The sequence below is a fragment of the Deltaproteobacteria bacterium genome, assembly GCA_020848905.1.
Classification (GTDB): domain Bacteria; phylum Myxococcota_A; class Polyangia.
This window is the reverse complement of sequence record JADLHG010000082.1, coordinates 1-22,198: the sequence shown is the minus strand read 5'-3', so window position 1 is coordinate 22,198 and position 22,198 is coordinate 1. Positions and strand designations below refer to the sequence as shown.

Below are 22,198 nucleotides of genomic sequence, written 5' to 3'. Positions count from 1 at the left end.
CGGTCCGTGCCGTCGCTTCTTTCGCGCAAGCACGGTTGACACAGATCATCACGGTTAAACATTCCATGAGTGATTCTCTCAACAATCGAAGCCTGAACCGTTTATCTTCCCGTACACCAGAATCACAGGTTATGAGAGGTAATCGTGGTACAGGAAGGAGGGTGTTTTTCGTACTTACAGATATTTCTGTAAGTAGTACTTTTGTGGGTACTCTATATATCTGACTACCCCTCGTAACCTGTGATTCTGGTGTACGGATCGCTAACTAGCCGTCACTTTGGCACATGCGAGAATCGCACTTGATTCGCTCAACTGTGATGATATGTGTCAACCGTGCTTGCGTGAAAGAAGCGCATCGACAGCCATTGTCTGATGAATCTGCCCGAAAACGAAGCAACCCAGGGCACGGCCCTGGGTTGCTTCGGTCACGGATCGCCGACGGCTGTCGGCGCGCTTGGACTTAGGCCTCGGCCACCGCGAGCATCTCGACCCAGGGCCCACTCGACGCAGTCGGCGGGCTGGGCCCACGAGCCCGAGGCCTCCAGCAGCGAGGTAGGGGGCGGCGCGATGCAGCCCCTCTCGACCCTCGCACCCCCAGGACGCGCGCCCTCGCGCCTGCTGACGCCTCGACCTCGCCCCGCGACGCCGCGCGGGCTCCCCAGACGCCCTTCGCTGTAAGCCTCGAGGCCGCAATGCTTTAAGTCGACCCTTCGCGGGAGCGCGTACCCTCTACTATGGGGGCCTCGCGCGCCCGAGATCCCATGAATCACAAGGTCAGCCGCAGCAGCGACTTCCGACAAGGCCCTCCCCCAGGAGCGATCCGCGCCTCCCAGGTTCGAGGTTCCTGCGAATCACAACGACTGCCGCCTCATAGCCTTAGACTACCCTCGTGATACGGCGCTTGCAGATGTCGGGGGGCGGCGCTAGTCTCGCGGTGCCTCGCCCGCGCGGCGAGGCCCGCGACGATCCTTCCCCCGCTGCGACCGCCGCCCCCGCCGCCCGCCCCCTCGCCCCGCGCCCAGCGCGCGCAGGAGGGAGCCCGGCGGGAGGCCGTCGCCCCGCGGTCCTCGACGCCAGCCCCCCGAGGGGGCCCCCCTCCCCGCCCGCGCAGCCGCGCGCGGCCGGCGAGGCGCGGGCCCCGGGTAGGGGTGCAGGCCTGACAAGTGACCCCCGACGCGCGCCTTGAGGGCGCGCGCCCGTCCCCCGCGAGAGCGGCTCTCGCCGGCGCCCCGTAAGGCGCTGGCAGGATCCCGGCCAGCGCGCGGGGAGCGAGCGCGCGCGGGAGAGGCGCGCGGGAGGGGGACGCCCGCCCCGGTCGCCTGCGACCGCGGCCTGGGCGCGGTCGCCGGGAGAGGGATCCCGCGCTCGCGCTCCGGTCGTGGCCCGCGGCGCCCGCGAGGCGGGGCCCGGCAAGCGCGCCCGACGAGGGCGCGTGGGGCCGGGTGGGTGGATCCGACTCCGACGGCCGAGGTCGAGGGGGCGCTGCGGCGCTCCGCGTCTAGGTCTCGCAGCGCAGAGGATCCCGGCGGGAGACGTCGCGAGGACGTCCCGGGGGTAGTTCTGCGAGTTCAGCCGAGGACACAGCGCACGGCGGGGAGGGGAGCCCAGAGGAGAGCCCGAGGGCCTACTCGCCGAGTCGTCGCCGAAAGCGGCAACTCGGAGAAGAGGGGGACTACCGGCGACACCCTCCGACCGCTGCCGAGCGAGCCTGCTGCCCCAGAGGCATGAGGCCGACGCCAGCGCAAGGGGACGGGCCATGGACGCAGCGCCATGGCCCCAGGGAAGCCGAGGAAGGGGCTCCGATCCTGTCCGGGGCGTGGCCGCCCCGCTGATGATGGCCCTGGAGGGCCGAAACAGGTTCTACGAGGTCCCGCCCGCGAGGGGCGGCAAGGAGCAAGATCATGAACTGCGACAACATCGTCGTCCTGGCCCGCCGGCCCGCAACCATCTGCCTGGTCTGCCGCGACCCGCTCGCGGCGGACGAGGCCGGGCGCGTCGAGTGCGACGCCTGCGGCGCCGCGTGGCACGAGGACTGCGCCGACGCCTGCCAGGCGATCGGCTGCGACGGCGACGGGGTCGTCGCCGAGGCCGCGACCGCGATCGACAGCATCTACAGCATCTCCTCCGCCCCCCATGGGGTCGGGATCGTCCTCGTCCGCCTCGCCGCCGACGCTCCCCGCCGCCGCAGGAGCGCGTGGCTCGCGGACGAGGACCGCCACCAGGCGATCGTCGCGGCGGCGACCCAGATCCTCGCCCGGCGCGTGCGCTCCGGGGCGCCCTGGAGCGAGGAGGGGGCCTACGAGGCGCTGTACGCGGCGCTGGACGACGCGGACTCCGACGACGCGGTCCGCGCCGGCCGCGAGTGGCCGAGCGCCTGGGCGCGGCGCCTCGACCTCCTCGACGGCGACGCCGTCGAGGCGGTCGCCGGCGCCCTGGAGGTCTACTGCCCCGGGGCCTACGAGGCCCAGGTCGCCGTCCTCGGCGACCCGCAGTTCTGCGGGTCGGTCGACGTCGTCAACGTCGGCCGCGACCACGTCCTCGTCGGGGACGGCGTCGAGCCGGCGCGCCTCCTCGTCGCCGAGGCCGACTGGGCCTACGAGGTCGACAAGGTGACGACGCGCTACCGGCGCGACTGCGTCGTCGGCGGCTACGGCATGGGCGGCGAGGACGACCGCGGCAACTACATCGACTCCAACGACTACGCGGTCGACTGGGGCGCGCTGCCTCTCACCGCGGACCTGGGCCTCTGCGGCCCCCTCGCCCACCGCGTCGAGGAGGCCATGAAGGCCGTCGACGCCCTCACCCCCCGGGGCCTCGCGGACCTCGCGGAGGCGCTCGACGTCGACATCCCCGACGCGCTGGCGCGCGCCGGGGCCGGGCGCAGCGCCCGGACCCTCCTCGACGGCGCCCCGGCGCGCTCGCGCCGGCAGGCGCGCGCGGCGCGCCGCTGCGCGGAGATCCTCGCCCGCGCCTAGCCGAGGGCGCCCGCCGCGAGGCGGGCGTAAGGCCCCCGCGAACGATCGCGGGCCCGGTCCCAAGTCCGGGGTGTTTTGCGAGTTCGTGGCTCAGGTCGCCGGAGGTCTGGTGCCCGGTGTGCCAAGAGGAGGTGTCGTGAAGTCGAAGAAGAAGCCCACCTGGGCCGTCGCGCTGGCCCGCACGGCCAGCGCCCAGCAGGACTACGCGCTGGCCATGGCTGCGATCTCGCAGCACGAGAACTACGACGGCGAGTTCGCCGCCGTCGCGGCGGCCCTGGACGAGGAGCACGCCCCCGCGCAGGCCGACGACTACGCGGAGGAGACCTACGCGAGGGTCGCCGCCGCTGGGGCGAGCCCGGCGCTGCGCGCCCGGGTCGCCGTCCTGCTCCTCAAGGGGCGCGACGTCCCCTAGCCGAGGGCGCCCGCCGCGCACGCGCGGCGGGCGTAAGGCCTCCGCGGGATCGTTCCCGTGGACCCGGTCCCAAGTCCGGGGTGTGTGACCCGGCTCTTGCGTGTGGTGAGCAGTCTGGTAGTCTACGGTCTGCCTTCGGTATGTTTTGCGAGTTCCCGCCCGCGAGGGGCGGCAAGGAGTACGAGATGACCGACACGAGCAACGCCCGCGGCGCCGAGCGCCTCAACCGCTTCCCGACGTTCTGCGTCCGCTGCCAGCGGCGCGTCCCCGAGAACCACGGACGGCTCTTGCGGACCGCCGAGGGCTACGCCGCCGACTGCGGCGGCATGACCCTCGCCCCGGCGTCGAAGTGGGAGAACTTCGTCCCGTCCCGCTTCCAGGCGGCGATCCCCGAGGCCCTCAAGAACCTCCCGCACGTCGTCCTGGCCGCCGTCGCCGGCAGTGGCAAGACCAAGACCTTGGAGTGGCTCGCGAACGTCTTCCCGCACCTCCTCGGGAGGACGCTGGCGCTCTCCTTCAACCGCCAGATCGCGGAGGAGCTTCGCTGCCGCATGGGCGGCGCGGTCGAGTGCCGGACCCTGAACTCGTTCGGCGGGGGCGCGCTCACGGCGTGGCTCCGCACGACGGGGATCAAGGAGCCCGGCAAGCCGGACGAGCACAAGCTCCGCAAGCTCGCGGCGCGCCTCTACCCGGTCGAGAACCACCCCCACGCCGAGGCCCACCGGGCGCTCCAGGCCCCGCTGGTCGAGATCGCCGAGTTGGAGCAGGCGACCCTTGCCTGCAACCCGGCGAAGATCGCGGAGAACTACGGGGTCGACCTCGGGGAGGCCGACGTCGGCCTCCTATACCAGGCCGTCCCGGTCCTCGTGGCCGCCGCCCGCGAGGAGGCCGAGCGGGGCTGGTACGACTTCAACGACCAGATCATGCTGCCGGCGGTCGACCCGCGGATCGCGGTCCCGACGTTCGACACGGTCCTCATCGACGAGGCCCAGGACGTCAACGAGGCGCAGATGCGCCTCGTGCTGAAGGCCGCCGGCAAGGAGGGCCGCGTGATCGCGGTCGGTGACCGCTACCAGGCGATCTACGGCTTCCGCGGGGCCGGGATCGCCGCCTTCGACGACCTGCTGACGGGGCTGCGCGCGACGGCGCGCGGCGCGGTCGAGCTTCCGCTGTCGATCTGCTACCGCTGCCCCCAGGTCGTCGGCGCGCTCGTCAACGAGCGGAACCTGCTGGTCGACGCCGCGGGGGTGCGGACCGCGTTTGAGGTCCGCGAGGACGCCCCCGAGGGGCGGATCCTCGACCTCCACGAGGCCTCGCTCGTGGACGCGATCCTCGACCTGGGCGACGTCGCCACCCAGAAGGGGGCCGTCATGGTCCTCTGCCCGCGCAACGCGCCGCTCGTCCGGCCGTGCCTGGCGCTCCTCACCGAGGGCGTCAAGGCCTCGATCCGCGGGCGCGACATCGGGGCCTCGATCGTCAACATGATCTACAAGGTCAACCCCGGCGCGAAGCGGACCAAGGAGACGAAGATCGTCGGCCAGCAGCAGGTGTCGGTCCTCGTCAAGTGCCTCACGGCCCACGTCGAGAAGGCCGTCGAGAAGCTCCGCAAGGCCGAGAAGCTCAACGAGGCCCAGAAGATCACGGACCAGGCCGACGTGATCCTCGCCTTCGCGGCGAGCGCCGAGTCGGTGTCGGAGATCGTTCACGGGCTGGAGAGGATCTTCTCCGACTCGACCGAGGGGGTCGTCCTCTCGACGGTCCACCGCGCGAAGGGGCTGGAGGCCCGCCACGTCTACCTCATGGAGGACTGGCTCATGCCGTGGCCGCAGGCGAAGCAGACCTGGGAGAGGAGGCAGGGGCTGAACCTCAAGTACGTGGCCTACACCCGGGCGCAGGAGACCCTGACCTTCGTCTACGACGACCGCCACCTGCCCGAGGACCGGGACGAGGACGAGGCCTGCGGGCCGCCGGCCCGCGACGAGACGCCCGAGGACCGGGCCCAGGAGGCCCTGGAGGCGTTCGCGGAGGAGTCCGAGGTCACGCCCGAGGAGTCCGAGGCCGCCCTGGACGACCTCGCCGTGGCGCCCGCCACGCCCGAGGAGGAGACCGCCGCCGCCGTCGCCACCGAGGCCGCCCGCCTGCGCGGGCTGCCGACGTGGCCCGCGACCGGGGACGGCGCCTACGACCCGCCCCTCCTCGCGGACTGGCGGGAGATCGCCGCCGCCTACCAGGCGGCGGGCGTCGTCGCGACGCTCGACCGCCCCGAGGGCTGGCGCCAGCACGCGCTGACGCTCGTCCTGGGGGGCGTCACCGTCCGCGTCAGCACGACGTGTGACGGCGAGGGCCCCGCGCGGACGAAGGGCGCGAACGCGATCGACGTCGTCAGGGTCAACGCGCACGGCCGTCCGATCGGTGGCAAGCGCAAGGTGCTCCGCCGCGCCGGGTGGCGCGGGCGGGTCGCCGAGCGGGTGAACGCGCTCCTGCTGGGGGTGTAGGAGGCGTGACCACCGAGAAGGAGTCCCGCCGGCGCCGCCGGCGGGACGCGCGGAAGCACCGGGTCGCCTGCCCCTGCGGGCGGCCCGGGTGCGAGGTCGGGCGCGGCCCCGGCGGGGGCGTCCCCCGGAAGGTCCGGGCGTGGCGCCTGCGGAACGCAGACAACAAGGAGGACTAGCGTGACTTGGTTGAAGATCCTTCACACCTCGGACCTCGCGGAGGCCCGCGCCCTCGCCCGGGAGGGCTACACCCCGGTCGAGTGCTCGATCGGTGGGGAGTCCGTCGTGGACGACCTCGCCATGGACCACCACGGCGCCTACAGCTACCTCGACGGGGTGGCGGTGAGGGCCTACACCAGCGGGTATCACCGCGGATCGCGCGTGGAGCGCGACGCTCGCTTCGTCGTCACGGGCGCGGCGGACGCCGACGCGACGTTCGCCATCGCGGCCCTCGCCGGGCTGCTCCCCGACGGCCTCTCGGACCTCGCAGCGCTCGTCAACGCCGTCGACGTGGACCCGTTCTCGATCAAGCTGGAGGAGCAGGGCGACAACGGCGCGCGCCTCCTCCTCTTCAACCAGATGGCCTCGGGCGTCGAGGACGCGACGGCGTTCTACTCCGGCGTGGACCGCTGGCGCATGCTGACGGGCCCGCGCGCCCCCGAGGCCCTGCTGAAGGCGACGCTCGCGCAGGAGCGGAGCCGCGTGGAGGGGGCCTCGCGCGCCTCGATCGAGGCGCACGGCGGGATCCCCGTGGCGTTCGTCCGGTCGGCGCTCTGGGGCTTCGACGTGTGGTATCGGCAGCACCCGTGCGTCGTGGCGTTCCACGACGGCAAGGTCACGGTCGGCTGCCGCGACCTCGCGACGGCGGTCCGCCTGTTCGGCCCCGGCGGCCTCAAGGGCGTCTTCTCGTCCCTGGCCCCCGCCGGCTGGGGCGGGCGCGAGACCGTGGGCGGCTCGCCGCGCGGGCTGGCCCTCACCGAGTCGCAGGCCCGCGAGGCCTTCGCCACGGTGTGCCTGTCGGTGCGGAAGGGGGCCCTGTGAGCCGCCCGGAGTGCGAGTGCGGGTGCTCGGCGCGCCTCTCCCGGGACCGGGAGGGGCGCCTCGTGTGCGCGTGGTGCCGCGCGCACGAGGCGGGCGCGCCCTACGGGCGCTGCGACGAGTGCGACGGGGCGCGGCTGGAGGACCGGACGTGCGCCTGCAAGCCGACGCTGGAGGCGGTCCGGCGGGCGCGGCGCGAGAGGGGGCGGGCGTGGTGAAGTCGAAGAAGCGCGAGCGCGAGCGGTGCTCGCGGTGCGGTCGGTTCATGACGATCTGGGTCTGGGCGGACCCGGAGCCGTTCGGCGTCAGGACGCACGCCGCCTGCTCGCGGCAGGCGTGCCTGGACGCGGCCGAGGCCGCCTACGAGTCGTTCCACGAGCGGCAGGAAGAGCGGAGGGGGCGGTGAGCCTCCTCGACCGGCCCGCCAACCTCGACGACGAGGCCGAGGCCCAGGCCCTCCTCCGCACGAAGCGGCCGGCGATGACGGCCCCGCGCGAGGTCGAGACCGACCTGCGCCGCTACGCGCTCCTGCGCCTCTCCGCGGCCAAGGCCCGCCGCGAGGGGCGAGTCCAGCACGCGCTCGACTGCGAGCGCGCCATGGAGAGCCTCTACAAGGGCCTGCCCGAAGGGTGGAGGTGGTAGTCGGACGAGTAGTAGTTGACAAGATCCAGAGAACATGGTCCAAGGAAGACTCAAGAAGGAGGACAGCATGCGAGTCGTGATCAAGCGCCCCGGGAGCGATCCCGAGGAGCAGGAGATGCAGAGCACGCTTCAGGCCGCGCAGCGGCTGGTCGACGGCCTGATCGAAATCCCGGCCCTGCCGGGGCTCCCCAGGGGCGTCGACCTCGTCTGCAACGAGGAGGGCCTCCTCAAGGGCATGCGGCCGAACCTCGCGGTCCAGGGCGGCACCCTGATCGTGGGCCCGGTCGTGTTCCTGAGCCACACCCGCGACGGGGAGTGGCAGGGGCTGACGGACAAGCAGGTCAAGGAGGTCTTCGCCTACTGCGGGAAGACCTCGGTCGAGGCGCGCTACGCGCGCGCCACCGTGTCGGTGGTGAAGGCCGTCGCGAAGGACGTGGTGGCCGAGTCGGAGTCGAAGTCCAACAAGAAGTCCAACAAGAAGAACAACAAGGAGGTCTCGTGAGCAGCAAGAAGGTCGAGGGAACGAAGCGGTCCGACGTGACCCTCTTCGACCCGAAGTCCCTGGTCCTCGTGGGCCAGGACAAGCTCGACGTCTACGGTCAGGACCACCCGCTCTACCAGAAGCGGGTGAACCGCGCGATCAACTGGGACCGTGTCGTCAACATGCTCGTGCAGGGCTTCACGAGCGTGATCCGCGTCGTCAAGGACGCCAAGACCGGCGACCACCTCGTGCAGGTCGGCCGCGGGCGCACCCAGGACGCCCGCAAGGCCAACGAGGTGATCCTCAAGGCGATCGAGGCCAAGGCGACGTGCAGCACGTCGGCGCAGATCGCCGAGGTGCTCACGAGGGAGTTCGGCCACCCGATCGGTGAGGCGGTCGTGCGGGCCATGCTGCCCCAGCCGCTGTGGGTCGCGGCCACGATCGTTCGCGGGGACGACGCGAAGCTCTTCGCCCAGGCCCGCGCCGAGAACAACCTCTTCGACGGGGCCGACGACGCCTACCAGCAGGCGCTCGACATGGACCACTACCTCAAGATCACCGGCGGCGCCGACGCCGGGGTGACGATCGAGGACGTGGCCGCGCACTTCGGCGTGAGCGTGTCGACGGCGAAGAACCGCATGAAGGTGCTCGACGCCACGCCCGAGGTCCGCGAGGCCCTCGGCAAGGGCGAGATCACTTGGTCCGACGCCGTGCGGATGGCGGGCCTGGAGGAGGAGCAGCAGAAGCAGGTGCTCCTGCTGACGCCGAAGAAGAACCCGGCCGAGCCGAAGAAGCGCCGCAAGGGCGTCCGCGGGAAGAACCGCCGGCCCAGCAAGCGCACGATCCAGAAGGTCGTCGAGCACCTGGGCGAGGGCCACGAGGCCGTGCGGTGGCTGTGGTGGGTGCTCGGGGTCGACGGGGCCGAGGAGTCGCTCGTCAAGCGCAACAAGAGCCTCGCGTCGATCTTCGACGAGGCCGCGAAGCCGAAGCGCAAGAAGCAGAAGAAGGAGGGGTAGCCCTGTGGGCGCCTCGCGTGAGGAGGAGGCCGTCCGTGCGCTCGTGAAGCAGCACGGCGGCTGGCTCCGCAAGGCCACCCACGGCGACCTGTGGCGGATCCCCGCCACAGGCCAGCCCTACGAGGTGGTGTCGCTGATCCGCCCGGGGGCCTCCGTGGACCCCCGGGCGTGGAAGAACTCGCTCGCCGACGTTCGGCGAGTGCTCCGGTCCGTCGGGATCGATCCTGGCGGCCCGTCGAAGGACGACGAGAAGGAGGAGTCGGTGGGGAGCACCATGGAGATCAAGCCGCAGGACCAGCACCAGCAACTCGCGGCGCTGGGCTGCCACGTCGAGCGCAAGAAGAAGGTCGTCGTGACCGAGGAGGTCGAGGCGACGGTGCCCGTGGAGGCCCTGGCGAAGCTCCTCGGGCTGACGGACGACACGACGGACGCGCGCGTCGGCCTCGTGGTCGACGACAGCACCGTCGCCGGCAACGGGGACTGCGTGGTCGTGCGGGTCACGATCGTTCGCGAGGAGGGGCAGTGAGCCGGAACATGCAGTTCCCGCCGACGTCGCCGCCCTGGGCGGCGTCGCCGACCGATTGGGCGACGGTGACGATCCGCTCGGCCGAGGTGAAGGCGGCGCGCGACGGGCGATCCCTCTTTGCCCACCTCGTCCTCGACGACGGGAGCGGCAACGAGGCGCTCGACGTCCGGTTCGTCTTGACCGACGCGAGCACGTATCGTCCGAGCCTGAGCCTGGCCTCCCTGGCGAAGGCCTACTGCGGCGAGGCGCTCCAGAGCGCCGCGGACGTCGACGACTTCGTGGGCTGCTTCTCCGACCTCCCGGGCACGGTCGTCAAGGTGCGGCGCCGCTGCGTCACGGGTCGCGGCGGGCACGTCTTCGACTTCTGGGAGTTCGCCCCCGAGGACCCCGAGGACGAGCCCGCCGACGGCGGGACGTGGACGACGCGCGACGGACGCAAGCTGGCGATCCGTGACATGACCGACAGCCACCTCGGGAACACGCTGCGCTACCTCACGCGCAACGGCAGCCAGGGGATCCCGGCCTTCGCGCTCATGGAGCGCGAGGCGGCGCGGCGCGGGCTGCACTGGATCGTTCCCGAGGGCATGACGTGCCGCTTCGACGTGGACGGGGTCCGGTGCGGCGCGCCGGCGGTCATGCTGACGCCGCCGAAGGCGGGCCGGCAGGAGGGGCGGTGCGAGCGGCACCGCCAGGACGCGCTCACGTTCGCCGGGCGTGCCTGCGACGGCTGCCTCAAGGTCGTGGACCTCGTGGTCGAGGTGCCGACCCTGCCGCACGGCGACGGCGAGCGGCGGTCGCTGCTCTTCTGCGGCGCCTGCGTGAAGGAGCCCGAGGGGGCGTTCCACGCTTCGCTCCTCGGGGTGTTCCTCTCGACGCTGCTCATGTTCTTGACGTTGGGCCTCTACAGGCCGAGGAGTGTGTAAGGTGGCTGTGGATGAGAGCAACTACGAGTTCCATCGGAAGGACGGGGATTCGATCGAGTTTAGGATCGATCCGGCCCCTTTGCGGGAGTGCATCGAGAGGTCGCTCGCCGTCGCCGAATGGGTGGCCCGCCTCAAGGAGCCGCCGCACACCGCTCCTTGTGACTGCGCCGAGTTGATCATGGCCCAGGCTGGAAGGGACGCCGACGCGCTCGGCCTGGTTGCCGAGCGGGTGCGCGGGCAGTCCTTCATGGGTAGCCGTGTGGCGCGCGAGACCGACAACGGCCTCGACAAGGCGCTGATCTCGGGTGGGAGCGACGCGCAGCGTCTTTTCGGGGACTCGGTGGAGGGCGTGACGAGTTTCGTCCGCGATCTGGAGGCGGCGGCCAAGAAGGCGAGGCAGGCGGGTTCGTGCCCCATGTCCGCCGTTCGCGCGGGCCTCTGTCTGACCGTCGGCCTGCGCGGCCTTCGGCAGGTCTTGGCTGACACCGCCGAGGTAGCGAGTCCCTTCTTCGCCGGCCCTTACGCCCATCGGGTTGAACTGGCGAGCCAGATGCAGGCGCTGCGGGACGTGTTCTCGGCGTTGGCCGGCGGCCAGGATCGGCTGGTCGTCATGGCGCGCGCGGTGCTCGACGGGCGCGGGCCGGAGTAGCTCACGGTTCCTCGCGTACATCCGAAGGCTAGTCGTCGGGTCATCGCTGTGTTTGCCATGGGAAGAGGTGCTGTGACGTCGGAGCGAGGACTGCCGGAAGGTCCGGCAGGGAAGTCAGACCGCAACGGCACCAACGACGACACCGCCACCGCCGGGGGGCTTCGCCCCCCCGGCGGCCGGCGGGTGCGACAAGACGACCCTCGGTTGTTCCGGCCCCCGAGCGATCCTGACCTGCTCGGAGACCCACACCTCGACGCGCTGATCGCGCGTGCGCGGGCGCAGGAGGCCCTTCCGGACATGATCGCTGCGCGGGCAGGCATGGAGGCCCGAGCCGCAGAGATCCGGGCCAAGCGAGCCCCGGAGGGAGGCCCTCGGGGAGGCCCTCGACTCGGCGCTGGCTACGAGCAAGGCCCGCCGGCGATCCTGCTCCGCAGCGTGCGGGCGGAGCGAGGTGTGGGCTGGAAGGTCTGCGTGGGCGGGTGGCAGCGCACGATCCATGACGGAGGGACGACGACATGACGCTCGACAAGAACGCGCGCCGCAGGGCCCTCGCCCGCGCGGAGCGGGAGGCCAACGCCAAGGCCGCCGCGTTGGAGGCCGAGCGCAAGGCTGCCGAGGCCGAGCGCAAGGCCGTGCGCCGGGCGCAGGAGGCCCGCAAGCGGGCGGTCCGCAAGACCCCGTCGACGCTGTTCCACGGGTCGGCCGAGGCCAATGCGCGCCTCACCGCGGTCCTCGACGCACTGGACTTCCTCGCCTGCGAGGACGCCGACGGCTGGGTCAAGCTCCCGGTGTGGGTCGCGCACCTCCGGCGCGCCGGCTACGAGGGCAAGGGCGAGTCAGCGGAGCGTCTTTGGACCCGCCGCCTGACACGCATGAGGAAGCACGGGATCGACTACCACGTCTTCGCGAGCGACGCCTTCGGCGGGCTGGGGCGAGCCGGGGTCACGCTGGGCGCGCTTGAAGACGCCTACGAAACCGGGTCGCTCGACGGGGACCGCACGGCGTTCCGCCTGACGCCCGAGGGCCTCGACCGCCTGCGCGCGCTGGTCGCGGCGTTGGACGACTGGCTGTGCTCGCGGAAGGACGGCGACGTATGACCGCAGCGATCTTCAAGCCATGGTCCCCGCGCGGGCGCGCTCGGTGGCAGCGGCTTCTGCGGATGTCCCACGCCTTCCTGCTTTGGTCGGGAGACCCCGGGGGCGTGCGGACCGCCACGCTCCGCGCTCGGGTTCGCAACACGATCTTCTCGTGCTGGCACCGCCGAGGGTGCTCGACGTTCATGGGCAGCCGAGAGCGTCGCCGGAGGCACACGCGGTGATCTACACGTACTGGGACGCCTACCACGAGACCATGTTCGTGGGCCGCAAGCGGTCGCGCGGGGCCGTATGCCGCGGGTGGGGCTTCGGGCAGGGACGGCTTAGGCGTATCTCGGTGCTCTCCATGGTGAGGGATCGGACGTGGTCCACAGTGGGCCGGTGGCGGGTGAGGCGCAGCCGGACCCTCTCCGTGTGGGAGCGTCGATGATCTTCCGATACTGGCACGCCTGCCTGAGCGAATCCGAGTTCGTCGGCCGCCTTCAGTCGCGCGGGGCCGTCGGTTGGTGGAGGAGGGGCGACAGGTGGGGGCCCTTCTCCATGACGCGAGGCCGGACGAACTCCGCGAGGCGCGGGCTCGGCGGCACGTCTTTGACCGCTACTCGGATTCGATGGAGGCCTCTGTGATCCCCTTCGGAGCGTTAGGAGTGCCCTCGGTCTTTGCCGAATCGCGCGTCTGCGGACGTCGGCGGTCGCGCGGGGCGATGGGCGGCGTCGTCGCGTGGGTCGTCACCGGCGTGCTGGGGACGTCGCTGCGGCTCTCCGGGGTGCGAGGCATGGTGTGCTCCTTGAACGGAGGGGGCCGTCGGAGCGCGCAGCGTTGGCCCTGGAGGAGTCGGGCATGAGCACCGCGATCTTCACGCTCCGGCGGCTGTGGCGGTGGCGGCACGCGAACCTCGCATGGGGGCGCGGGGGCTCGGTGCCCAAGACGTCCGTCGGCATTGCCGGGGGGCCGTCCCTCATGGCCGCCTCCCTCGGCCGCCGAGTTCTCTCGCGTTGCTGGCGCCCGCACGCCAGCGGCGTCGTGAGTCGGATGAGCCGGGCGTGGTGGCAGGCACCTCCCTGGCACACAGGGGGGTAGTATCAAAACGCTCATTATGATACGAGGGGTCTCAAGGAGGACGGCATGGCGAAGCTGGACAAGAAGGACGAGCGGTCGCTGATCGAGAAGCTCCCGCAGTGGGTGCAGCGCAAGATCGCGTCGCTGGAGGAGCGCCTCGCGGAGGCCGAAGAGGCCCTGGGCGCCGCCCGGAAGATCCTGAGCAAGGACCGCGAGGGGCGCGAGACGGAGGTGTTCTTGAACGTGGACGGGCCGGGCAACGGGATCCCGCTCCCGCCGCGGTCCGTGGTGCGCTTCGCCTTCAAGAGCCTGTGGGCGACGAAGGACGACGGCGAGCACCTGACTGAGTCGCCCTGCTACCTCGACCTCATGATGTACGACGACACGATCGGCGGTCCGACGTTGCGGGTCCAGTCGAGCTTCGACGAGATCATGATCACGCCCATGGCTGCGAATCTGATCCACGTCCGCCCGAGCGGCCAGTTCCTCGGCCGGGACTACGTCATGTTCCACGGGCACACGAAGCGCGGCATGGACCGCGCCGTGCGGGCGATCAAGAAGCTGACGAAGACGGGGGAGCGGTGAGCAATCCCGTGGCCGACCTCGGGCACACGATCGAGGCCGCGCTCCTGTTCCTGAAGGAGTACCGCTACAACCACGAGGCGGTGCGCTCGGCGATCGAGGATCGCGGGCCGCCGGCCGACCACGCGAGGGCGTGCATGTGCTCGTCCATGATCCTCAAGCACAGCCCGTCGATCTTGGAGCCCCACCCGAAGGGCTCCGAGGGCTGCTGGTGGTCGGTCCGGAAGATCAAGGAGCGGCTGATCGAGAAGCTGTCGCAGGCCCGCGACCGGGCCCCGCCGCCCGTCGATCTGGTGTATCGGCAGGTGCTGGAGGTCGTCGACCGCGCCTTTGAGGGGGCCTGATGATCAGGGAGACGTGCGCCATGTGCAAGCGGCCGATCGGCGACCCGCCGGTCCTTGACTTCGTCCTCGGCCTCGCGGTCCTCACCGCCGGCCTGGCCTTCCCCGTCGTCGTGGCGCGGCTCGTGGCGGCCCTCTTCCGGGTGCTGCCGTGAGCCGGCGGGTCGTGACCGAGGAGGATCTCTTCGTGCTGGTCGCCGCCGACGCGCCCGAGCGCGACTGGGACGGCGACCACCGGCTCGTCACCGTCTACGCGACGAGGGACGAGGCGATCCAGGCGGCGGAGGCCATGCACGGCCGGTGCGAGCGCCTCCGCGAGGCGCAGGGCACCTACCGGTCGAAGCTCATGAACGACGACGACGAGGTGCGGTTCTTCCTCTACAGCCCGACGCTCAGGACGCGCTCGGAGTGATCGCTCCCAGGTTCGCGTCACTCGCCGTGCCGAACTACGCGACCTCGTCGGCGAGGGGCAGGTTCTTCTCGGTGGTCGAGCGGGATCTCTCGTCTAGCTTCCGAGCCATGACGTGGCTCCGCTGGTGGTCTGGTAGGACGTGCTCGACGCGGAGGGGAGGGCCGGTGCCAGACGTCGTCGTCCGCAATGCCTACTCGGCGTCGTGGCAGGAGTGTCTGTGAGGACGCCGATCAACAGCGACGTGACCGGGACGGCGGAGCGGAGGCGCCAACCGAGGGGCGCGTATCGCGCGCGGTCGACGCTCGGCTCGCAGGCGCGCGAGGGGATGGACGATCTTCGCGGCTTTCAGTGGACGTACCGTCGTCGGTCGAGGGTCCGCGGGAGGGGCCTCTCGTGGTGGCTCGGTAGGCTAGTCAACGCTTGGTGGCCCGGCGCGCCCGGCGACGTGCGCTTCTCGCGTGCGTGGAGGGCCGCGAGGGCGGGGGATACTTGGGGGATCGACGGGGAGGACGACGAGGCCGCATGAAGATCGTGATCAGGAACGCTCGCGACGACCGCCCGACCCTGTCGGAGGTCGCCGCCTACCTCGGCCTCGCGTCCGGCGAGGCCGAGATCGACTTGACGATCACCGAGGGCTGCGAGGCCCAGGTGTTCACCCTCGCGCGCCCCGTCGGGCCGCGAGGGCCCCTGCCCGAGAACGAGGGGGCGGGGCTGCTGCTCAACTGCTTGGTGAGGGGGCCCGCGGGGGCCCTTTTCGGGCCGGCGCGCGGGGACTTCGCCCCGCTCCCGCCGGCGGGTGGTCGGGCGAGGCTCACGGTGGTCGTGGGCCCGACCGGCGACGTGACGGAGAAGTGTCGGACCGCATAGGGCGGTCCGGCGAACAAGGAGGAGTTATGACGGACACTGGCTTCATGAGCGCCGATCAGCGTCGGCGCCTGGCGGAGCGGAACCTGGCGGCGGACCCGAACGACCCGGAGGCGCAGGCCCGCGCGGTCGTCGAGACGGCGCGCGTGAGCGGCGCGGTGCTGGGGCGCTTCGTCGGCCACTGGGTGCTGCTGCTCGGGGTGCGGACGCACTACCTGGGCCACGTCGTGGACGTGAGCGACGCCATGTGGGGCTCGGTGCTGTGGTGCGACGAGGCCTACGATCTGGAGAACGTGACCGCGCGCGGCCCCGAGGGCCACAGCCAGCGCCTCTCGCCCGAGGGCGAGAAGATCCCCGTCGCCCTGTTCGTCGGGCCGGCCGGCTCGGTCGGGATCCCGCCCTGGGGCGACAAGCGCGGCTTCTAGGCCGGCGCCGTGACGGTCTACCCGGACTGCGTCGGCGTGCTCGGGAACGATCTCTGCAAGTGGGAGCAGCGCGCCCGCCGCTGCTCCCACGGGATCGTCCAGAACTACGAGCTTCGCTGGAGGCGGTGGGGGGCGCGGCGCCAGCGCCGCGCCGCGACGGGGAGCGGGGGTGGCGGGCTCGGCGAGTCCTTGATTCGCCGAGCCAGGGACTGGGCGAGGTGGAGGTCTTTGTGATCTTCCCGTGGTTCAAGACGTGGACGACGCTGACCAACAGCCGCGCGCGGTGGAGGCGGTGCCTGGTCTGCTCCTACGCTTTCGCCAGGTTCTCACCTCTGTCCTGGCCAGAGCGGCCGAGGGGAGGGGACAGCGACCTGGGGGACAGACTTTCGTGGCCTTGGCGGTTCGGAAGGAGGTCGTGGCCGTGGTCGCGTCCGTGGCTCTGAAGAACGTGGGCGTCTTGCGCGCGAGCGTGTGGGGCCGCGATCCCGGCCACGGGGGCGAGGAGCCGCAGGCGTTCCGCCTCGGCTTGCGGCAACCCCCCGTCCGCCGCCCCTACGGTCGCTGGTCGCTGGTTCGCGACGTCATGGTGTCCGCGACGACGCGGAGGAGTCACCTGTGGGCGTAGCGACCCTGAGCATGTGCCCCTTCTCGCGCTCGCGAACGATCGCGTGGGGGCGCGGTCCGTACCGCGGCGAGGTCCAGCGGGCGTTCCACGGGCACTCGTGGCGTAGGTGGCAGCGCCTGATCCGCACCGTCTCGTTCAACACGCCGTGCGGTCGCTGGTCGCTGGTCCGCGGCAGCGCCGCGTCGCAGGTGTCGACGGCGGGGAGGAGTCACCTGTGGCCGTAGCGATCCTGCTCATGCGTCCCTTCTCGCGAACGATCGCGTGGGGGCGCGGTTCGCCCCACGGCGAGACCGCGCGGGCCTTCCACCGGCACTCCTGGCGTCGGTGGAAGATCATGAACTCGGTCTACTCCTTCGGCGTGTCGACCTTCGGTCGGTGGTCGCGAGTCCGCGGCAACGCCACGTCGCACGGGCGCGGTCGAGGCCCTGGACGCGACATCACGATCATGGGCCGCCCGATCGACCTCATGCCGCTGGAGTCGTTCCGCGTCGAGATCCGCCTGCCGGGGCCGCTGCCGGGGGCGCCATGATCGCCTGGCACTGCCGGTCGCGAGACCTCGTCTCCGATCACCGGGCCCCGTGGGGAAGATACTTCGTTCGATCGGCGAGGGTCGGGGATCGAGCTTGGGTGTTCTACTCCCACCGGCTCAAGCCCGGGGACGAGTCGGGCTACGTCACGGAGTCGAGCGCGTTCGGGCGTCTCTTCAGCTTTGAGCGACGGTGGTATCGGGCGATTCGCAGGATTAGGGGAGTGGGGAGACCGCTGTGAGCAGCGACGAGGACGAGGTCGAGCCGCCGCGCTCTTCGCGGCACGCCGGGGGCTACGTCAAGCCGCCGAAGGTCTGCGAGTGCTGCGGCGTCGAGACGGTGGGCGACAAGCCCTACTGCGTCGAGCACGTCCGGCACATGCCGCACGCGCGATCGATCGCGGAGACCCTCGCCATGCGAGAGCGGATCGTTCGTCACACCGCGAAGGCCCTCATGCGCCTGGCGCGCGAGGAGTGGCACCGGGTCAGCCTCGCGCCCTTCCTCGTGCAGGAGGTCAAGGGGTCGAAGATCCACAACACGAGCCCGCGGAAGATCGTCGAGGACACCGGCCTGCCGGAGGTTGTCGTCCTCGCGGCGCTGGCGATCTTGGAGGGGCCGTGACGCCGAGGGTCACCTACTACCTGCCGTCCTGGGCGGCGCGACCGTCCACGATCTCCTTGAGGTTCGCGTCGAAGCGCGCCGGCGCCCGGGTCTCGGAAGCCTGGCGCGGGCTCGGTAGCCTGGCGTGGATGCGCGATGCGCGGGTGCGGGCGTCAGCGACTTCCTGGGGGCGCTGGGGGCTGCTCCGGGGGCTGCTGTGATCGGAGCAGCAGTCCTGGCCGTCGCGCGCACGCGGGCCGAGCAGACCGATCCCCACTGGTGGTACACCCGCCTCGGCCTTGCGTGGGACGGCGCTCCGGTCGATCGGTTCGGCCGACGCACCCGGAAGGGCAGCGGCGGCCTCGCGCGGAACATGAAGCCGCGAAGCTGGTCGTGGCGCGCGCACCTCTGTGCCCGCCCCAACGACAGCGGAGGGTGCCCGACCTGCGCCGCTGCGGCCTGCCCCTACAGCGACCCGCTGCACGACCACCACGACGGCTGTCCGTCGTGCGAATGGGACCAGGGGAACACCCGGAGGCCGAGCCTGGTATGACCAAGTCCGTCGTCGTCCTGCCGCTTTGGTGGCGCCTCAAGAAGAAGTTCCGCCGTCGCTGGAGCGGCGCCGACGGGCGCGAGCGGTCGCATTCATGGACGCGGGAGCGCCCGTGGGGGCGGACCTCCGGTATCGGGCGAGGGAGCAAGTTCATTCATGACTGACGCGCCACAGCCCACCCAGCCCACCCAGCCCACCCAGCCCACCCAGCCCACCCAGCCCACGACGGCGCTCACCCACGCCCAGGCCTTCGCCCTGGCGCCGGAGATCGTTCTCGACGGCCCGCAGGCTGTCGTGCGCGCCTTCTTCGACGGGCGCGAGCCCACGACCCGCGCGGCCTACGAGCGCGACCTCGTGGTGTTCGCCGAGTTCCTCGCGACGGCCGGCGTCGGCCGTCACCCCGGCAAGGGCTTCGACGCGGAGATCGTCACCCACGCCGTGGCGTGGCTCTTCAGCCAGACGCAGGGCAAGGCCAATCAGGTCGTGCTCGCCTACCGCAACTGGCTCGGACGGAAGGGCCTCTCGGCCGCGACCGTCAACCGGCGCCTCGCCGCGGTCAAGAGCATGGGCAAGATCGCGCGCCTCCTCGGGCACGTCCACTGGACGGTCGAGGTGCCCGGCCTCAAGGAGAACAAGGTCCGCGACACCCGCGGCCCCGGGTCGGACGGCGTCCAGGCCCTCATGGAGGTGCTCGCGCGCCGCTACGCCTCGGCCGTGGCCCTCGGCCGCGCCCACCCCGAGCGCGCCGAGGAGGCGCGGGTCTACCTCGCCTGGGTGGTGCGCGACCGCGCGATCCTGCGGCTCCTCTTCGACCTGGCGCTGCGGCGCACTGAGGTCGCCGGGCTCGCCCTGGCCGACGTGTCGTTCACGGGCCGCAAGCTGCGCGTCCGGCGCAAGGGCGGCAAGATCCGCTTCCTCACGCTCCCCGCGGCGACCCTGAAGGCCCTCGCGGCCTGGGTCAAGGTCCGCGGGACGAAGCCCGGCGCGCTCTTCCTGCCGCTGCACGGGTCGTCGACCCTGGCGGAGGCGCTGGAGCGGCGCGCGACGGCGATCAGCGCCGTGTCGATCTACCGCATGATCCGCAAGCTGGGGAAGGACGCCGGCCTCAAGGTGTGGCCGCACGCCTTGCGCCACGCGGCGATCACGGAGGCCCTCGACGCCACCGGCGGCGACGTCCGCGCGGTCGCGCGGTTCTCGGGGCACAAGCAGGTCAGCACGGTCATGGTCTACGACGACCAGCGCAAGGATCCCCAGGGAGAGATCGCCGGGAAGGTCGCCGATTCTCTTGGCCGGGATTCGCTTTCGCGGAAGATCGAGTAGACTCGGGCCCCATGTCTGCCGAGTGCGAAGCGTGCGGTAGGTCGTCGGCGGTCCACGAGGTCGCCGTGGCCCTGGTCGAGGTCGCCGGGATCGGCGGCCACCCCCTGTGCGTCGACTGCCTGCGGGCGCTCATGCTCGACGAGCGCATGATCGAGTCGCGGGCGGTGACCGTCGTGGCCCGCATGTACGAGGACGTCCTCGTGCGGCAGCTTGCCCAGAGTCCGCTGGGCGTCAAGCCGACCGAAGACTCGCTCATGACGTGCGCGCGGAGGGGGCTCCGCGCGCAGATCGCGCACTACCACGACTGCATGAACTGGATCGCTCAAAGGAGGAAGAGCCATGGGATCGGTGACGAAGACGACCGGGACGACCGGGGGGACTGACGGCCCCGACGAGGCCGAGATCGACGAGGCCGAGGCCTCGGTCATGGAGGAGCTTGCCGACGAGGTCGGCGCCGTGGCGGACGACGAGGCCGAGGGTGTGGTCCTCGCGGAGGAGGCGGTCGTCGACCTCGCGGCGGCGACCGTCGATCGGATCCTGAACGCCCTGAACGACATGAACGACCGCGCCAAGCGCCTCGGCTTCGACGGCGCGGGGCACCTCGTCCGCATGGCCGAGAACGCCGTGGCCAACGGCGCGCTCGCGACGCACGAGGTCGTCGACGGGGCCCTGGCCCTGGCGAGGAAGCTCTCGGGCGGGGTGTCGTTCGACGTCGAGCCGAGCGACTGGACGCGCACGGACGCCGCGAAGTGGCGTCCGGTCTCGACCAAGGTCGAGCAGACGTGGAAGATCGAGGTGCCCACCGACGTCACCGCCGTCGCCCCCACCAAGGTCGAGGTCGTCGACAACGCCGAGGTCGTCCCCCACGGGGGCCGCCCCGAGGGTGAGCGGGCCGTGTTCAAGGGCACCGAGGTCGTGATCGGCAAGCGCGTCGAGGGTCGCGGCCCCGTGCGCTACGAGGTGGTCCTTCAGGACGGGACGCGGACGATCGTGCGCGCGTCGTCGCTGGAGGCGCCCGCGCCGGCGAAGCCGAAGGCCAAGACGATCAAGTCCGCGAAGAAGCCGAAGGCCTCCAAGGTCCAGGCGCGCGCGGCGCAGAAGATCGCGAAGACGTCGAAGTCGGCGAAGTCGGCGAAGAAGGGTCGGTAGCCATGAACGTCGTGCGCGAGTATCTCCCCGCCTGCGGCGAGTGCGGGACGGTCTACCGCATGGAGATCGTCGCCGAGAAGTGCTGCGCGCCCGAGACGCAGCAGTGCGACGAGCCGGGCTGCAAGGAGACGCGCGAGCGGCCCTTCGTCTGCTGCCGCGGGCACAGGACGCTGCGCGAGGCGCAGAGGTGGGAGGAGCGCCTCAAGGAGGCCGTCGAGCACACGGGCGACGGGCCCGTGTACAGCGAGGTCACCGAGCGGTTCTACTACGACCTCGACGACGCCCTGGACGACGTCGCGAACGACGACGACGACGACGACGACGACGACGACGACGACGACGACGACGACGACAACGACGACGAGATCCGCACCCTCGCGGACCTGCGCCTCGTGATCTGCAAGCCGGACAACGGGCGCCCGTTCGACCTCATGGACCTGATCAGCGATTCGCTGCCCGACGACGGCCCCGACTACGAGATCGACGAGGAGGGTCGCAAGCTGGAGGAGGCCGTCAACGCCTGGCTTGAGTCCCGCGGGCCGTTCTCGTGGCGCCCGACGCGGACGCCGGTGAAGTTGTCCGAGTAGCCCTGGAAAGACCAAGGGCCGCTTGCGCGGCCCTTGGTGGTCTCAACCCAGGAAAGGAGGATAACCCAGGCGGACCTCGGACAGGGGGCTGTCCTGCGGTGACTATACCATGCCTCGCGCGACCCCGACCTTCCTCGTCTCAAAGCGCCGCCCGTGGGGGCACCGTCGGTTCGACAATGGCCTGTGCCGGCGGTGGGTCAGCCACTTCGGAGGGCACGACTTCGGGCAGGTGCGCCGGATGTTCTTGAACATTGCCTGGGTGGGCCCCCGGCGGGGGCCTGGGCATACGGCCTCCGTCGTGAGGTGGAAGGACTCTTGGTGATCTTCTCGCACTACCTCGTCACCAGGCGCGCTTCGTGGGGCCGTCGCATGCAGCAGCGCCGGCGGGTCAGCCACTTCGGCCCAAGGCCGCGGACGCAGCCGGCGAGATATAGGCCCGCCTGGCCCGTTCCGTGGTGCGGCGCGCGCCGGGGGTTCATGGTCTCGCTCACGGGGTGGACGGAGCAGTCGTTTGTGGGGGCGGGGGGGATCGTGTGATCTGCCCGCACTACCTGACCCGAACGAGGGTGCCCTGGCTTCCGCCGCGATCGTTCGCCGGGATCGGCCGTCGGATCACGATCCGCCACAGCCTCGCGTGGTCGAACTACGCCGACTACAGCCGGTCGCGCGGCGCGGTTTCCAGCCGCACGCAAGGGGCGTCGAGGGGGTGCGGGAGCGCGTCGCTCGCGTGGTTTCCGTGGCCGCACGTCGACCCGCTTGCGCCGAGGGGAGGTGTCGGATGGTCTTCGGGTCGTCAGCACCTCTGACCGGCGTCTGGATCCCGCCGACCGGCCCGAGGCCGACCGGAATCGGTCCCCTCGCGTCTCGACCGTGGCTCGTCTCGCGCGGGCTGCACGACGACGACG

General features: G+C 71.3%; 27 protein-coding genes. 26 read left to right on the top strand and 1 reads right to left on the bottom strand.

Going from position 1 to position 22,198, the window contains the following annotated elements; all coding sequences use genetic code 11:
- The first annotated feature begins 1,901 nt into the window (after positions 1-1,901).
- The 12 genes from IT371_30380 to IT371_30325 all read left to right on the top strand — a co-directional run bounded on the left by IT371_30380 (position 1,902) and on the right by IT371_30325 (position 12,251).
- Entirely contained in the window at positions 1,902-2,975 is a 1,074-nt protein-coding gene (locus tag IT371_30380) for a hypothetical protein (protein ID MCC6751999.1), read from the top strand.
- Positions 2,976-3,111: 136 nt separating this feature from the next.
- Positions 3,112-3,387, top strand: a complete 276-nt coding sequence (locus IT371_30375; GenBank protein MCC6751998.1) for a hypothetical protein — start codon at positions 3,112-3,114, stop codon at positions 3,385-3,387.
- Between the two features lie 185 nt (positions 3,388-3,572).
- A complete protein-coding gene (locus tag IT371_30370; GenBank protein ID MCC6751997.1) occupies positions 3,573-5,882 on the top strand; it encodes an ATP-dependent helicase in 2,310 nt (769 codons plus the stop codon).
- A gap of 177 nt (positions 5,883-6,059) precedes the next feature.
- Positions 6,060-6,920 (top strand): hypothetical protein, encoded by an 861-nt coding sequence (locus tag IT371_30365; protein ID MCC6751996.1) that lies wholly within the window; start codon positions 6,060-6,062, stop codon positions 6,918-6,920.
- Positions 6,921-7,068: 148 nt separating this feature from the next.
- Complete coding sequence (locus tag IT371_30360; GenBank protein ID MCC6751995.1) at positions 7,069-7,323, top strand: hypothetical protein; 255 nt, start codon at positions 7,069-7,071, stop codon at positions 7,321-7,323.
- Entirely contained in the window at positions 7,320-7,559 is a 240-nt protein-coding gene (locus IT371_30355; GenBank protein ID MCC6751994.1) for a hypothetical protein, read from the top strand. Before IT371_30360 ends, IT371_30355 begins: the two co-directional genes overlap by 4 nt.
- 67 nt (positions 7,560-7,626) lie before the next feature.
- A complete protein-coding gene (locus IT371_30350) occupies positions 7,627-8,061 on the top strand; it encodes a DUF3846 domain-containing protein (GenBank protein ID MCC6751993.1) in 435 nt (144 codons plus the stop codon).
- Positions 8,058-9,056, top strand: a complete 999-nt coding sequence (locus tag IT371_30345; protein MCC6751992.1) for a hypothetical protein — start codon at positions 8,058-8,060, stop codon at positions 9,054-9,056. The genes IT371_30350 and IT371_30345 overlap by 4 nt, the downstream gene beginning before the upstream one ends.
- A gap of 4 nt (positions 9,057-9,060) precedes the next feature.
- Positions 9,061-9,582: a hypothetical protein gene (locus IT371_30340; GenBank protein ID MCC6751991.1), complete on the top strand. Its 522-nt coding sequence runs from the start codon at positions 9,061-9,063 to the stop codon at positions 9,580-9,582.
- Positions 9,579-10,505 carry a hypothetical protein gene (locus IT371_30335; protein MCC6751990.1) on the top strand — a complete coding sequence of 309 codons (927 nt, stop codon included), beginning with the start codon at positions 9,579-9,581 and terminating at the stop codon, positions 10,503-10,505. Before IT371_30340 ends, IT371_30335 begins: the two co-directional genes overlap by 4 nt.
- Positions 10,506-10,683: 178 nt before the next feature.
- Positions 10,684-11,154, top strand: coding sequence for a hypothetical protein (locus IT371_30330; GenBank protein ID MCC6751989.1), 471 nt, complete (start codon positions 10,684-10,686; stop codon positions 11,152-11,154).
- 515 nt (positions 11,155-11,669) lie between these two features.
- Complete coding sequence (locus IT371_30325; protein MCC6751988.1) at positions 11,670-12,251, top strand: hypothetical protein; 582 nt, start codon at positions 11,670-11,672, stop codon at positions 12,249-12,251.
- Between the two features lie 595 nt (positions 12,252-12,846).
- On the opposite strand, the gene IT371_30320 is transcribed toward IT371_30325, so the two are convergent.
- Positions 12,847-13,026, bottom strand: a complete 180-nt coding sequence (locus IT371_30320) for a hypothetical protein (GenBank protein ID MCC6751987.1) — start codon at positions 13,024-13,026, stop codon at positions 12,847-12,849.
- Positions 13,027-13,374: 348 nt separating this feature from the next.
- Here IT371_30320 and IT371_30315 point away from each other — a divergent pair, with 348 nt between their 5' ends.
- The 14 genes from IT371_30315 (at position 13,375) to IT371_30250 (ending at position 21,293) form a co-directional block, all read left to right on the top strand.
- Positions 13,375-13,893 (top strand): hypothetical protein, encoded by a 519-nt coding sequence (locus tag IT371_30315; protein MCC6751986.1) that lies wholly within the window; start codon positions 13,375-13,377, stop codon positions 13,891-13,893.
- Positions 13,890-14,234, top strand: a complete 345-nt coding sequence (locus tag IT371_30310; GenBank protein MCC6751985.1) for a hypothetical protein — start codon at positions 13,890-13,892, stop codon at positions 14,232-14,234. Before IT371_30315 ends, IT371_30310 begins: the two co-directional genes overlap by 4 nt.
- The gene (locus tag IT371_30305) at positions 14,234-14,386 is read left to right on the top strand and encodes a hypothetical protein (GenBank protein ID MCC6751984.1); all 153 of its coding nucleotides are present in this window, start codon (positions 14,234-14,236) and stop codon (positions 14,384-14,386) included. Before IT371_30310 ends, IT371_30305 begins: the two co-directional genes overlap by 1 nt.
- Entirely contained in the window at positions 14,383-14,643 is a 261-nt protein-coding gene (locus IT371_30300) for a hypothetical protein (GenBank protein MCC6751983.1), read from the top strand. The genes IT371_30305 and IT371_30300 overlap by 4 nt, the downstream gene beginning before the upstream one ends.
- A 522-nt stretch (positions 14,644-15,165) precedes the next feature.
- A complete protein-coding gene (locus tag IT371_30295) occupies positions 15,166-15,510 on the top strand; it encodes a hypothetical protein (GenBank protein MCC6751982.1) in 345 nt (114 codons plus the stop codon).
- A 26-nt stretch (positions 15,511-15,536) separates the two neighbouring features.
- The gene (locus IT371_30290; protein ID MCC6751981.1) at positions 15,537-15,932 is read left to right on the top strand and encodes a hypothetical protein; all 396 of its coding nucleotides are present in this window, start codon (positions 15,537-15,539) and stop codon (positions 15,930-15,932) included.
- Between the two features lie 9 nt (positions 15,933-15,941).
- Positions 15,942-16,166, top strand: a complete 225-nt coding sequence (locus IT371_30285) for a hypothetical protein (GenBank protein ID MCC6751980.1) — start codon at positions 15,942-15,944, stop codon at positions 16,164-16,166.
- Positions 16,167-16,771: 605 nt separating this feature from the next.
- Positions 16,772-17,086, top strand: a complete 315-nt coding sequence (locus IT371_30280) for a hypothetical protein (GenBank protein ID MCC6751979.1) — start codon at positions 16,772-16,774, stop codon at positions 17,084-17,086.
- A 235-nt stretch (positions 17,087-17,321) separates the two neighbouring features.
- Positions 17,322-17,705, top strand: a complete 384-nt coding sequence (locus tag IT371_30275) for a hypothetical protein (GenBank protein MCC6751978.1) — start codon at positions 17,322-17,324, stop codon at positions 17,703-17,705.
- 124 nt (positions 17,706-17,829) lie between these two features.
- Entirely contained in the window at positions 17,830-18,237 is a 408-nt protein-coding gene (locus IT371_30270) for a hypothetical protein (protein ID MCC6751977.1), read from the top strand.
- A gap of 156 nt (positions 18,238-18,393) precedes the next feature.
- The gene (locus IT371_30265) at positions 18,394-19,557 is read left to right on the top strand and encodes a tyrosine-type recombinase/integrase (protein ID MCC6751976.1); all 1,164 of its coding nucleotides are present in this window, start codon (positions 18,394-18,396) and stop codon (positions 19,555-19,557) included.
- A 65-nt stretch (positions 19,558-19,622) separates the two neighbouring features.
- On the top strand, positions 19,623-19,940 hold the full coding sequence (locus IT371_30260) for a hypothetical protein (protein ID MCC6751975.1): 318 nt from the start codon (positions 19,623-19,625) through the stop codon (positions 19,938-19,940).
- Positions 19,897-20,706 carry a hypothetical protein gene (locus IT371_30255; GenBank protein MCC6751974.1) on the top strand — a complete coding sequence of 270 codons (810 nt, stop codon included), beginning with the start codon at positions 19,897-19,899 and terminating at the stop codon, positions 20,704-20,706. The genes IT371_30260 and IT371_30255 overlap by 44 nt, the downstream gene beginning before the upstream one ends.
- A 2-nt stretch (positions 20,707-20,708) precedes the next feature.
- Positions 20,709-21,293, top strand: coding sequence for a hypothetical protein (locus tag IT371_30250; protein ID MCC6751973.1), 585 nt, complete (start codon positions 20,709-20,711; stop codon positions 21,291-21,293).
- Positions 21,294-22,198: the final 905 nt, after the last annotated feature.